Raw genomic sequence first — 13,037 nt, 5'->3', positions numbered from 1 at the left:
CCGTCCGGGGCACGCGCCGTTACGCGTCAGTAGTTGACACCGCACCGGATTGATCCCCCGATGTGTAGGGGAAGTCTCCCCCCGGTACTCATGAAAAGAACGTCTGAACGGGTGCCCCGCCCCACCCCGTCAGCACCCCCGTCAGCCCAGTGAACGCGGACAGGTGAGCCCATGATCGGTCGTATCCCCGTCCTGGACGTCCTTCCCGCCGTGGACGGCGGCAGAAGGCCGGCCAAGGCCGTGGCAGGAGAAACGTTCCAGGTCTCCGCCACCGTCTTCCGTGAAGGTCACGACGCCGTGGCCGCCAACGTGGTTCTGCTCGATCCACGGGGCCGGCCGGGCCCCTGGACCCCGATGCGGGAACTGGCCCCGGGCACCGACCGGTGGGGTGCGGACGTGACCCCGGACGCCGAGGGCATGTGGTCGTACGTCGTGGAGGCCTGGGGGGACCCCGTCTCGACGTGGCGCCGGCACGCCCGGATCAAGATCCCGGCCGGGCAGGACACCGAAACGGTCCTCGCCGAGGGCGCCGAGCTGTACGAGCGGGCCGCGCTCGGCGTGCCGAAGCGGGACGGCCGCGAGGCGGTGCTCGCCGCCGTGGACGCCCTGCGCGACGCCGACCGCCCGGTCGCCGCCCGGCTCGCCGCCGCCCTCACCCCCGAGGTGGACGCCGCGCTGAGCCGCCACCCGCTGCGCGAGCCCCTGTCCGCCTCCGAGCCGCTGCCGCTGCTCGTCGAGCGCAGGCGGGCGCTCTTCGGTTCCTGGTACGAGCTGTTTCCGCGCTCCGAGGGCGCGCACGTGCCCGAGGCGGGTGTCGCGGGCCGGGGGACGGCCGCGCAGGCCGCCCCGGGGCCGGTCGTCAGCGGAACCTTCCGTACGGCCGCCGAGAGGCTTCCCGCGGTCGCCGCCATGGGCTTCGACGTGGTGTACCTGCCGCCCGTCCACCCGATCGGGAAGACCTTCCGCAAGGGGCCCAACAACACTCTCTCCGCGAGCCCTTCGGACCCGGGGGTGCCCTGGGCGATCGGTTCCGAGGACGGCGGGCACGACGCCGTCCACCCCGACCTCGGCACCTTCGACGACTTCGACCACTTCGTGTCCGTCGCACGCGGCCTGGGCATGGAGGTCGCCCTGGACTTCGCCCTCCAGTGCTCCCCCGACCACCCGTGGGTGGCCGAGCATCCGGAGTGGTTCCACCACCGGCCCGACGGCACCATCGCCTACGCCGAGAACCCGCCGAAGAAGTACCAGGACATCTACCCGATCGCCTTCGACCACGACATGGACGGGCTGGTCGCCGAGACGCTGCGGATCCTGCGGCTGTGGATGGGCCACGGCGTGCGGATCTTCCGTGCCGACAATCCGCACACCAAGCCGGTCGTCTTCTGGGAACGGGTGATCGGCGAGATCAACCGCACCGACCCCGACGTGATCTTCCTGGCCGAGGCGTTCACCCGGCCCGCGATGATGCGCACACTCGCCGCCGTCGGCTTCCAGCAGTCGTACACCTACTTCACCTGGCGCAACAGCAAACAGGAACTGACCGACTACATGCTGGAGTTGGCGCACGAGACGGCCTCGTACATGCGCCCCAACTTCTTCGTGAACACCCCCGACATCCTGCACGCCTATCTCCAGCGCGGCGGCCGTCCGGCGTTCGAGGTGCGGGCGGTGCTGGCCGCGACCATGTCCCCCTCCTGGGGCGTGTACGCGGGTTACGAACTGTGCGAGAACGCCCCGGCCAAGGAGGGCAGCGAGGAGTACCTCGACTCCGAGAAGTACCAGCTCAGGCCGCGGGACTGGGAGTCCGCCGAACGCCAGGGCCGCACGATCACGCCGCTGATCACCAAGCTGAACCGGCTGCGGCGCAAGAACCCCGCCCTCCAGCAGCTGCGGAACGTCCACTTCCACCACACGGACAACGAGCACGTCCTCGCCTATTCGAAGAGCGGCACCAGAGGCGACGGGGAATCGAACACCGTTTTGGTGGTCGTGAACCTCGACCCTCACCACACCCAGGAGGCCACGGTCTCGTTGGACATGCCGGCGCTCGGCCACGACCGGCACGAGACCGTCCCGGTGCGCGACGAGCTCACCGGCGAGACCTACCACTGGGGCAGGGCCACGTACGTGCGCCTGGAGCCGGGCAGGACGCCCGGGCACCTCGTCACCCTGCGACCGTCCCCGCTGACCGGAGGGTCACCCACATGATCGTCAACGAGCCCGTCCACGACACGTTCGAGGACACCCCCGCCAAGGACCGCGATCCCGAGTGGTTCAAGCGCGCGGTCTTCTACGAAGTCCTCGTCCGGTCCTTCCAGGACAGCAACGGGGACGGAGTCGGCGACCTCAAGGGCATCACCGCCAAACTGGACTACCTCCAGTGGCTGGGCGTCGACTGCCTCTGGCTGCCGCCGTTCTTCATGTCGCCGCTGCGCGACGGCGGCTACGACGTCTCCAACTACACCGCCGTGCTGCCGGAGTTCGGCGACCTCGCCGACTTCGTGGAGTTCGTCGACGCCACGCACCAGCGCGGCATGCGCGTGATCATCGACTTCGTCATGAACCACACGAGCGACCAGCACGAGTGGTTCCAGCAGTCCAGGAGCGACCCGGACGGGCCCTACGGCGACTACTACGTCTGGGCCGACGACGACAAGCAGTACCAGGACGCGCGGATCATCTTCGTCGACACCGAGACGTCCAACTGGACCTTCGACCCGGTCCGCAAGCAGTACTACTGGCACCGCTTCTTCTCCCACCAGCCGGACCTCAACTACGAGAACCCCCGGGTGCAGGAGGAGATCATCTCCGCGCTGCGCTTCTGGCTGGACCTCGGCATCGACGGCTTCCGGCTCGACGCGGTGCCCTACCTCTACCAGGAGGAGGGCACCAACTGCGAGAACCTGCCCCGCACCCACGACTTCCTCAAGCGGGTACGGGCGGAGATCGACGCCTCGTACCCGGACACCGTGCTGCTGGCCGAGGCGAACCAGTGGCCGGAGGACGTCGTCGACTACTTCGGCGACTTCTCCAAGGGCGGCGACGAATGCCACATGGCGTTCCACTTCCCGGTGATGCCGCGGATCTTCATGGCGGTGCGGCGCGAGTCGCGGTACCCGGTCTCGGAGATCCTCGCCAAGACCCCGGCGATCCCGCACAACGCCCAGTGGGGCATCTTCCTGCGCAACCACGACGAGCTGACCCTGGAGATGGTCACCGACGAGGAGCGCGACTACATGTACGCGGAGTACGCGAAGGATCCGCGGATGCGCGCCAACATCGGCATCCGTCGACGCCTCGCACCGCTGCTGGAGAACGACCGCAACCAGATCGAACTGTTCACCGCCCTGCTGCTGTCGCTCCCGGGCTCCCCGATCCTGTACTACGGCGACGAGATCGGCATGGGCGACAACATCTGGCTCGGCGACCGTGACGCGGTGCGCACGCCGATGCAGTGGACGCCCGACCGCAACGCCGGGTTCTCCTCCTGCGACCCGGGCCGGCTGTCGCTGCCGACGATCATGGACCCGGTGTACGGGTACCAGGTGACCAACGTCGAGGCGTCCATGACCTCGCCGTCGTCGCTGCTGCACTGGACCCGGCGGATGATCGAGATCCGCAAGCAGAACCCGGCCTTCGGACTGGGGTCCTACACCGAACTGCCCTCGTCGAACCCGGCCGTGCTCGCCTTCCTCCGCGAGGCTCCCTCCACGAGGGACGGCGAGGACGACCTCGTGCTGTGCGTGCACAACTTCTCGCGGTTCGCGCAGCCGACGGAGCTCGACCTCCAGGCCTTCAACGGCCGCCATCCGGTCGAGCTGATCGGTGGGGTCCGCTTCCCGGCGATCGGTGAGCTGCCGTATCTGCTGACCCTGGCGGGACACGGCTTCTACTGGTTCCGGCTGCGGAAGGCCACGACCTCGCTGGTCCGGCCGCCGAAGCGGAAGCTCTGAGGGGCAGCGGCGAGCCGCTACGGAAAGTCAGCTCCCCGGCGGTACCGTTTTCCCCGTCCCGCCGGGGGCACCCTCACTTTCGTACGTCGCACACATGACGTCACCCGCGTACCCGTCAAGTCCCGTACAGCCGGACAGCTTTGCCGCGATCCGGGACACTCCGCACATTCCCAGGTGTGCCCGGGGAAAGGACGCGATGCCATGTCCGAGGCACCCTCCGCCTCGCCGCACACCCCCCTGCCCGCAGCCGTCCCTCCGCTCACCGCTCCCTCGGTCCCCCCGCACGCCTCGTCCGCCCTGCTCGCCTCGCTGGCCCCCCTGCTCCACGAGTGGCTGCCCAGGCAGCGGTGGTTCGCGGGCAAGGGGCGCCCGGTCGACCGGTTCACCCTGGTGTCGGCGACCGAGCTGATGCCGCTGACCGGCTCTCCCGGGCTGCTGCATCTCCTCGTACGAGCACATCAGCCGCAGACGGCGCCGCCGTCGGGCTCCCGCGGTGCGCCACCGCCGGCCGACTGCTACCAGCTCCTGCTCGGAGTGCGCCGGTCGCTGCCGACCTCCCTCGCTTCCTCGCTCATCGGCCAGGTGCAGGACGGGCCGCTGTCCGGGCACAGCGTGTACGAGGCCATGGAGGATCCGCGGCTCGCCACCCTGCTGCTCGAACGGCTGCGGGTGCCGGGTCCGCTCGGTTCGCTCCGCTTCGAGAAGGAGCCGAAGGCCGACGTGCAGACCGGGCTCGCCCCGCGCGTGCTGGGGCTCGAACAGTCCAACTCCTCGCTGGTCTACGGAGATACGTTCATCCTCAAGATTTTCCGGCGACTGCACCCCGGCGCCAACCCCGATCTGGAGCTGCCGCTCGCCCTCGCTCAGGAGGGCTGCGCGCGGGTCCCCGAGCCGGTCGCCTGGTTCGAGGGCGCGAATCCGGACGACCCGTACGAGCCGTACACCCTGGGCCTGCTGCAGCCCTTCCTGCGCGAGGCCCAGGACGGCTGGCAGCTCGCCCTGCGCCACCTGGCCGACGGGCGGGACTTCACCGACGAGGCCCACGCGCTGGGCCGGGCCACCGCCGAGGTGCACACCGCGCTCGCCGCCGCGCTGCCGACGCTCTCCCTGGGCCGTCCGCAGACCGAACTGCTCGCCGACCAAATGACCGACCGCCTGGACACGGCCGTCCAGGCGGTGCCCGCACTCCTCCCGTACGCGCCGGGCCTGCGCCGGGCGTTCGACGCCTTACGCAGGCTGAGCAGCGCCGGTCCCGCGGTCTCCGCCCAGCGGGTGCACGGCGACCTGCACCTCGGGCAGGCACTGCGCAACGGCGACGGCGAGTGGTCGGTGATCGACTTCGAGGGCGAGCCGGCGAAGTCGATCACCGAGCGTCGCCGCCCGCAGCCGGTCGTCCGGGACGTGGCGGGAATGCTGCGCTCCTTCGACTACGCGGCCCGCACGAACCAGCCGTGGAACCCCGAGTGGGCCCAGCGCTGCCGCGCCGCCTACTGCGAGGGGTACGCGGCCGTCTCCGGCACCGACCCGCGCACCATGCCCGAACTGCTGCGGGCCTACGAGACCGACAAGGCGGTGTACGAGGTGCTCTACGAGGCCCGGCACCGGCCCGACTGGCTCGCGGTACCTATGGCGGCGGTCCAGCGCCTGGCGACGACCTGACCCCCCGGCACGACCTCTCTGCTGAGCTCCTGAGGAGGATGCACCCGTGACCCCCCGTTCCACCCCGCCCTCCGGCGAGGACACCCCCCGGCCGACACGCCGCACCACTCCCGCGGCGACCACGCCCGCGGCCGCCGCACCCAAGGCACCGAAGGCCCCGAAGGTGCCCAAGGCCGCGAAGACGCCGAAGGCCCCGAAGCCGAGGTCGGCGAAGGCCGGGACGGGCAAGGCCGCCAAGCCGGGCCCCGCCGGGACCGCCACCGGGCCCGCGGCCACCGACGCCCCCGCCACGGACCCCGCACCAGCCGCCTCGGACCTCGCGCCCGCAGCACCCGCACCCGCACCCGTCGAGCGCGCTTCCGCCACCACCGCGCCCGCCGAGCCCGGCCCCGTCGCCGTCGCGCCCGCCAAGCCCGGTCCCGCCGACGCGCCCGTCCCCCTTCCCGGCCGGAGCGCACCCCCCGCGCCCCTGCCCGAGCAGGGCGGGCAGGCGCCCGTCCCCGGTCAGGGCGTGCAGCCCGCGCCTCCGCTCGGCGCCGACGACCGGGGCCGGCTGCTGTCCGGAAGCCACCACGAGCCGCACGGTGTCCTGGGCGCGCGTCCCGAGGCGGGCGGCGGCGTCGTGTTCCGGGTGCTGCGGCCGTACGCGAAGGGCGTCACCGTCCTGGCCGAGGGGATGCGCGCCCAGCTTCTCGACGAGGGCGACGGGTTCTTCGCCGGGGTGGTGCCGCTGGACGCCGTACCGGAGTACCGGTTGCTGATCACCTACGACGACAACGAGATCGAGGTCGACGACCCGTACCGCTTCCTGCCCGCGCTGGGCGATCTCGACCTGCACCTGATCGGCGAGGGCCGGCACGAGGAGCTGTGGAAGGCCCTCGGTGCGCAGCCGCTCGTCCACCAGTCCTGCACCGGCACCCGCTTCACCGTGTGGGCGCCCAACGCCCGCGGGGTGCGCGTCGTCGGCGACTTCAACTACTGGGACGGCACCGGGTATCCGATGCGTTCGCTCGGCGGGACCGGGGTGTGGGAGCTGTTCCTGCCCGGGGTCGGCGAGGGCGCGCTGTACAAGTTCCAGATCACCCGGCCGGACGGCTCGTTCACGATGCGCGCCGACCCGATGGCCCGGCGCACCGAAGTGCCCCCCGCGAACGCGTCCGTCGTCACCGACTCGGACTACCAGTGGCAGGACGCCGAGTGGATGGCGACCCGGGCCGCGCGTCCGGTGCACGAGGCGCCGTTCTCCGTCTACGAGGTCCATCTGGCCTCCTGGCGACCCGGCCTGACGTATCGTCAGCTCGCCGAGCAGCTTCCGGCCTACGTCGCCGACCTCGGCTTCACGCACGTCGAGATGATGCCGGTCGCCGAGCATCCCTTCGGCGGGTCCTGGGGCTATCAGGTCACCGGGTTCTACGCACCGACCTCCCGGATGGGCGGCCCCGACGACTTCCGCTTCCTCGTCGACGCCCTGCACCGGGCCGGAGTCGGCGTGATCGTCGACTGGGTGCCCGCGCACTTCCCGCGCGACGACTGGGCACTCGCCGAGTTCGACGGCCGTCCGCTGTACGAGCACGAGGATCCGCTGAAGTCCGCGCACCCCGACTGGGGCACGCTCGAATTCGACTACGGCCGCAAGGAGGTGCGCAACTTCCTCGTCGCGAACGCCACGTACTGGTGCGAGGAGTTCCACATCGACGGCCTGCGGGTGGACGCGGTCGCCTCGATGCTCTACCTCGACTACTCGCGCGAGGAGGGGCAGTGGGTGCCCAACCAGCACGGGGGTCGCGAGAACCTCGACGCGGTGGCCTTCCTCCAGGAGATGAACGCGACGGTCTACCGCCGCAATCCCGGCGTCGTCACCATCGCCGAGGAGTCCACCGCCTGGGACGGCGTCACCCGCGCCACCCACCACACCGGCCCCGGCGGCTTCGGGGGCCTGGGCTTCGGCCTGAAGTGGAACATGGGCTGGATGCACGACTCCCTCGGCTACGTCGCCAAGGAGCCGGTGCACCGCAAGTACCACCACCACGAGATGACCTTCTCGATGGTCTACGCGTACAGCGAGAACTACTGCCTGCCCATCTCGCACGACGAGGTGGTGCACGGCAAGCGTTCCCTGGTGAGCAAGATGCCCGGCGACTGGTGGCAGCAGCGCGCCACCCACCGCGCGTACCTCGGTTTCATGTGGTCCCACCCCGGCAAGCAACTCCTCTTCATGGGACAGGAGTTCGCGCAGGGCGCCGAGTGGTCGGAGGCCTATGGGCCCGACTGGTGGCTGCTGGACCCGTCGTACGGGGCGGAGGCCGAGCACCGTGGCGTGCGCGACCTGGTCCGCGACCTCAACCGGACGTACTCCGCCACCCCGGCCCTGTGGGAACGGGACACCGTGCCCGAGGGCTTCGCCTGGGTGGCCGGCGACGCCGCCGAGGACAACGTGTTCGCGTTCCTGCGGTACGACGCCGACGGCAGCCCGCTGCTCGCGGTGTCCCACTTCTCGCCGGTCGTCCGGCACGACTACCCCATCGGCGTGCCGGACGACGTGGTCGCCTGGGCGGAGGTCCTCAACACGGACGCCGCCCGTTACGGGGGCAGCGGCATCCACCACACGGAACCGCTGAAGCCGGAGGCGACCGGGCACCACGGCCGGCCGGCCTCCCTGCGCGTCACGCTGCCTCCGCTGGCGACGGTCTGGTTCAGGCCGGCGTGACGGACCGCGCGAAGGAGAGCGGCTCGGTGTGCACCAGGCCGAGCCGCTGCGTGGCCCGGGTGAGCGCCACGTAGAGGTCGCCCGTGCCGCGCGGGGAGCCGGACCCGATCAGGTCCGGCTCCGCCACGATCACCGTGTCGAACTCCAGGCCCTTGGCCTGGTGCGGGGCGAGCAGGACGACCGGGGCGGTGAGATCGGGCTCCGTACCGCACGAGGCCTGTGGCAGCGCTTCGGCGAGGGCGGGGAGCAGGGCGGCCGGGGCGACGACGGCCAGTCGTCCGCCCGCCTCCACGGACGCCCGCGCCTGTGCGACCGCGTCCGCGACCGCGCGGGGCAGGTCCTCGGCGGTGGTCTGCCGGGTCCACGGGGGCACGCCGGTGGAACGTACCGAACTCGGCGGCTCGAAGGACGGGTCACTGGCGCGCATGACCTGCGCGGCGAGTTCCATGATCTCGGCGGGGGTGCGGTAGTTGACGCCGAGCCGGGTGTGTTCGTAGCGGTCCCCGACGTACGGGTCGAGGATCTCCTGCCAGGAGCCGCAGCCCGCCGCGTCGCCGGTCTGCGCGGGGTCGCCGACCAGGGTCATCGAGTGGGTGGGGCAGCGGCGCATCAGCAGCCGCCACGCCATCGCGGACAGTTCCTGCGCCTCGTCGACGATGATGTGGCCGAACGCCCAGGTGCGGTCTGCGGCGGCGCGCTGGGCGGCGCTGCGGTGGTCGGCCTCGTCGTGGCGTTCGGCGAACCGTTCGGCGTCGATCAGGTCGTGTGCCGAGAGCACTTCGGACTCCTCGTCGTCGAGGTCCTCGAACTCGTAGGTGCGCGAGCCGTACGACACGTCCAGCACGCCCTGTGCGTACGCGACCCGCTCCTCGTACTCGCGGACGGCGGCCGCGCGGGCCGCGTGGTCGTCCTGGCCGAGCAGTGCGGCGGCTTCGTCGAGGAGAGGCACGTCGGCGGGGGTCCACGCGCCGTCCTCCCGGCGGACCGCCGCGGCGTCCTCGGCGGAGAGCCGGGTGCCGGGGTCGGCGAGGAAGTCGGAGACGAGCTGCTGCGGGGTGAGTTCCGGCCACAGGCCGTCGATCGCCGCGGTCACGTCCGGGTTGGCGGCGATCTCCTTGCCGAGCTGCTCGATGTCGGCGGCGCTGAGGATGTTGCCCTCGGGGATCTCCTCGCCCAGCTCCTCGGCGATGGCCTCGTACGGTTCCCGGCCGATGCGGTCGGCGAGCTGCGCGGTGAGCGCGTCCAGGACGTACCGGCCGAAGTGCGGACGGGCCAGGTTGTGCGGGAGTTTGGTGGTACGGGCCTGGTGGCGGGCGTCCTCGGCGATGGCGCGCTCCAGGTGCAGCGTCCACTGCTCGTGCGGGATCTCCAGCCCGTCGTCCGGGACGGTCTGCTGTTCGCGTACGACGCGGGCCAGCACGTCCGCCATGCCGGCGCGGCCCTTGACCACTGCCGCCTCGGGGGTGTCGGTGCCGGTGGCGGTGACGCCGGGGAAGAGTTCGCCGGTGGTGGCGAGGAGGACGCCGGTTTCACCGAGGGAGGGCAGGACGTCGCCGATGTAGCCGAGGAAGGCCGGGTTGGGGCCGACGATCAGTACGGCGCGGCGGGCGAGCTGCTCGCGGTGGGCATACAGGAGGTAGGCGGCGCGGTGCAGGGCGACGGCGGTCTTGCCGGTGCCGGGGCCGCCCTCGACGACGAGGACGCCGCGGTGCGGGGCGCGGATGATGCGGTCCTGCTCGGCCTGGATGGTCTGCACGATGTCGGCCATCCGGCCGGTGCGGGCGGAGTTCAGGGCGGCGAGCAGCACGGCGTCGCCGCTGGGGTCCTCGTGCCCGGTGCGGGTGGTGTCGCCGAGGTCGAGGATCTCGTCGTGCAGGGCGGTGACGGTGCGGCCCCGGGTGGTGAGGTGGCGGCGGCGGCGCAGGCCCATCGGGGTGTGGCCGGTGGCGAGGTAGAAGGGGCGGGCCACCGGTGCGCGCCAGTCGACGAGCAGCGGGGTGCGCTCCGCGTCGTCGCGGCGGATGCCCGTACGGCCGATGTGGTGGGTGGCGCCGCCTTCCGCGCTGCCGAAGTCGAGGCGGCCGAAGCACAGGCCCGATTCGACCGAGTTCAGCGCGGCCAGCTCGCCGGAGCGTTCCGCCACGGTCACCTCGCGCTCGACACGTGCCTGGAGGCCGTTGCCCCTCTGCGCGAACGACCCCTGCACCAGCTCCTCGGCCTCGCCGCGGAGCTGGTCGAGGCGTGCGTAGAGGCCGTCGATGAACTGCTGTTCCTGCCGCAGTTCCCCGGTTGACAATTCCTCGGTTGACAAGGCTTCCCCCACTGGGCTAGTCTGTGGTCATGGCGCTTCTCCATGGCCTTTTTTGGATGCAGTCATGGAAACGCCCAATATACGCACAGAAATACCCCGGCTGTCAACGCGCCGGGGTATTTCCTTTTCGCCCGGGACACCTCCGGGGCGGCGTTCTCGGGGTCCGGGTCAGGACAGCGACGGCTCCGGGAGCTGCTCGACAAAATCCAGCGGCGGCCCGACGTCCACGTACCGCAGGATCCTGAGTGCCTTGCGGTTCGGGCAGTACACCGTGAACTCCCCTCCCCAGCGGGCCACTTGACGCCGCACCCGGATCAGCAGGGAAAGGCCGCTGCAGTCCAGGAAGGTGACCCCGTGCAGATCGGCCACCGTGCGCGGCGGGCGCGCCACCAGGGCCCGGTCGATGCGGGGCCCGTGGTGGAGGGCGGCGTGGAGGTCCAGTTCGCCGGCGATCCTGAGGACGAGGGAATCGTCCGTCCGCAGCGCTTTCAGTGACGGTCGGGCAATGAGTTCGGGCATGCGTTCCACCCCAGGTGATCGGAGACTGCTGCGCTCTCTGGCGGACTCACCGGGGTCTGGGATGGCCCCCACGAACGTATGCGGTCGGCACTGAGCAGAATCGGTTACCCATGCAGGGTCGGCCCGTACGAGTGAATACCCCTCGGTTCGCTTGACCCGCGGCGCCGGTGGGGGCAGGTGACCCCGAATCCTGCCGGTGCGGCCGGCCCGGCGCTAGGCGCCGGGCCGGCCGCACCCTTGCGGAGGTGCCGCTACTTCCGGCCCGCGCGGCCCGGCAGCAGCAGCGCCACCAGCACCGTGCCCGCACCGAGCACCACCGCCCCGACGAGGCTGGTGTGGGCCACCGCGTCGGAGAAGGCCGAGCCGACCGCGTCGGCCATGTCCCGTGCCCCCTCGGCCAGTTGGCCGGCCTGCGCCTTGAGCTGGGCGGCCCGCTCGGGGGAGGTCGCCTTCGCGGCCTGCCCGGCGAGTGCGTGCGCCTTCTCGCCGATGCCCTGCGCGACCGCGTACCCGGCCCCGACGGAGTCCTGCGCGGTGTCGAGCGCGGAGGCGGGCAGCTTCGTACCGCTCACTCCGTCCGACAGGTGCGAGGAGTACGAACCGGCCAGTACCGAGCCGAGGACCGCGATGCCGAGCGAGCCGCCCAGCTCCAGCGACGTGTCGTTGACCGCGCCGCCCACGCCGAGCTCCGACTCCGGGAAGGCGCCCATGATCGCGTCCGTGCACGGCGAGAGCGCCAGCCCGATGGCCAGGCCGAGGACGACCAGGGACGGGACGAACTCGCCGTACGAGGAAGCGGCGTCGACGCGGGTGAGCAGGGCGAGCGCGACCGTGCCGCCCACCATTCCGGCCGTGACGGTGACCTTCATGCCCAGGCGCGGGGTGAGGAGGCCGGTGAGCGCGGAGCCCACGAAGACCGCTCCGGCCAGCGGCAGCATCCGTACGCCCGTCTCCAGCGCGTTGAAGCCGAGCACGAACTGGAGGTGCTGGGTCAGGAAGTAGAACGCGCCGAAGACCGCCAGGAAGAAGAGCGCGACGGCGAGGTTGGAGCCCGCGAAGCCGCGGTCGAGGAAGCGGCGGACGTCGAGCACGGGACGCGGGTGCCGCAGCTCCCACAGGACGAACAGGAGCAGACCGACGCCCGCGGCGACGGCCGCGCCGATGGCCTTGGCGCCCCAGCCGAAGTGCGGTCCCTCGATGATCGCGTAGATCAGCGCGGCAACCCAGACGACGGACAGCAGCCCGCCGACGTAGTCGATCCGGCCGTGCACGGACGCCTTGGACGGCGGCACGAGGGTGAAGGCGCCGACGATCGCGAGGGCGGCGACGGGCACGTTGATCAAAAAGGTGGACGCCCAGCCATGGTTCTCCAGCAGCGCGCCCGCGACCAGCGGTCCGGCGGCGATGGCGAGCCCGGCGGTGGCGGTCCAGATGACGATCGCCTTGGCGCGTTCGCCGTGCGGGAAGGTCGCGGCGAGGAGGGACAGCGTCGCAGGCATGATCATCGCCGCGCCGACGCCCATCACCGCGCGGGCGGCTATGACACCGTCCGCGCTGCCGACGAGCGACCCGGCCACCGCACCGCCGCCGAAGACGAGCAGCCCCAGGACGAGCGCGCCGCGTCGGCTGTACTTGTCCCCGATCGCACCGAGCAGCAGCATCAGCGCGGCGTACGGGACGGTGTAGCCGTCGACGACCCACTGGAGGTCCGCGCTGTCCAGCCCGAGGTCCTTGGTCATGTCCGGAGCCGCCACGGTGAGGGCGGTGTTCGCCATCACGATGATCAACAGGCTGAGACAGAGGACGAGCAGGGCCCACCAGCGTTTCGGATAGGGCCGGTCCATCTCCTCGACCGGCTGGGTCGCGAACAGACGACGCACGCTTT

The 13,037-nt window shown here is 71.4% G+C and carries 7 protein-coding genes; 4 read left to right on the top strand and 3 right to left on the bottom strand.

Annotated elements, in window-relative coordinates:
- Nucleotides 1–171: 171 nt before the first annotated feature.
- From HNQ79_RS20540 to glgB, 4 genes are all read left to right on the top strand, one after another.
- Entirely contained in the window at nucleotides 172–2,211 is a 2,040-nt protein-coding gene (locus tag HNQ79_RS20540) for an alpha-1,4-glucan--maltose-1-phosphate maltosyltransferase (RefSeq protein WP_185033134.1), read from the top strand.
- Nucleotides 2,208–3,956, top strand: a complete 1,749-nt coding sequence (gene treS / locus HNQ79_RS20535; protein WP_185033132.1) for a maltose alpha-D-glucosyltransferase — start codon at nucleotides 2,208–2,210, stop codon at nucleotides 3,954–3,956. Before HNQ79_RS20540 ends, treS begins: the two co-directional genes overlap by 4 nt.
- Nucleotides 3,957–4,157: 201 nt before the next feature.
- Nucleotides 4,158–5,615 carry a maltokinase N-terminal cap-like domain-containing protein gene (locus HNQ79_RS20530; protein ID WP_185033130.1) on the top strand — a complete coding sequence of 486 codons (1,458 nt, stop codon included), beginning with the start codon at nucleotides 4,158–4,160 and terminating at the stop codon, nucleotides 5,613–5,615.
- Between the two features lie 46 nt (nucleotides 5,616–5,661).
- Nucleotides 5,662–8,322, top strand: a complete 2,661-nt coding sequence (gene glgB / locus HNQ79_RS20525) for a 1,4-alpha-glucan branching enzyme (RefSeq protein WP_229923686.1) — start codon at nucleotides 5,662–5,664, stop codon at nucleotides 8,320–8,322.
- Here glgB and HNQ79_RS20520 read toward each other — a convergent pair.
- From HNQ79_RS20520 to HNQ79_RS20510, 3 genes are all read right to left on the bottom strand, one after another.
- Nucleotides 8,309–10,603 (bottom strand): HelD family protein, encoded by a 2,295-nt coding sequence (locus HNQ79_RS20520; RefSeq protein WP_185033240.1) that lies wholly within the window; start codon nucleotides 10,601–10,603, stop codon nucleotides 8,309–8,311. The two genes, glgB and HNQ79_RS20520, sit on opposite strands and share 14 nt — an antisense overlap.
- 198 nt (nucleotides 10,604–10,801) lie before the next feature.
- Nucleotides 10,802–11,152 carry an STAS domain-containing protein gene (locus tag HNQ79_RS20515; RefSeq protein WP_185033128.1) on the bottom strand — a complete coding sequence of 117 codons (351 nt, stop codon included), beginning with the start codon at nucleotides 11,150–11,152 and terminating at the stop codon, nucleotides 10,802–10,804.
- Between the two features lie 251 nt (nucleotides 11,153–11,403).
- Nucleotides 11,404–12,996 (bottom strand): MFS transporter, encoded by a 1,593-nt coding sequence (locus HNQ79_RS20510; protein WP_185033236.1) that lies wholly within the window; start codon nucleotides 12,994–12,996, stop codon nucleotides 11,404–11,406.
- Nucleotides 12,997–13,037 lie beyond the last annotated feature (41 nt).

It is taken from the genome of Streptomyces candidus (assembly GCF_014207445.1).
GTDB lineage: Bacteria > Actinomycetota > Actinomycetes > Streptomycetales > Streptomycetaceae > Streptomyces > Streptomyces candidus.
This window is presented reverse-complemented; position numbering and strand designations above follow the sequence as displayed.

Bases quoted from the DNA above. Each gene is read 5' to 3' on its own strand.
- HNQ79_RS20540 (WP_185033134.1), top strand. From the start codon at position 172: ATGATCGGTCGTATCCCCGTCCTGGACGTCCTTCCCGCCGTGGACGGC.
- treS (WP_185033132.1), top strand. From the start codon at position 2,208: ATGATCGTCAACGAGCCCGTCCACGACACGTTCGAGGACACCCCCGCC.
- HNQ79_RS20530 (WP_185033130.1), top strand. From the start codon at position 4,158: ATGTCCGAGGCACCCTCCGCCTCGCCGCACACCCCCCTGCCCGCAGCC.
- HNQ79_RS20515 (WP_185033128.1), bottom strand. From the start codon at position 11,152: ATGCCCGAACTCATTGCCCGACCGTCACTGAAAGCGCTGCGGACGGAC.
- HNQ79_RS20510 (WP_185033236.1), bottom strand. From the start codon at position 12,996: ATGGACCGGCCCTATCCGAAACGCTGGTGGGCCCTGCTCGTCCTCTGT.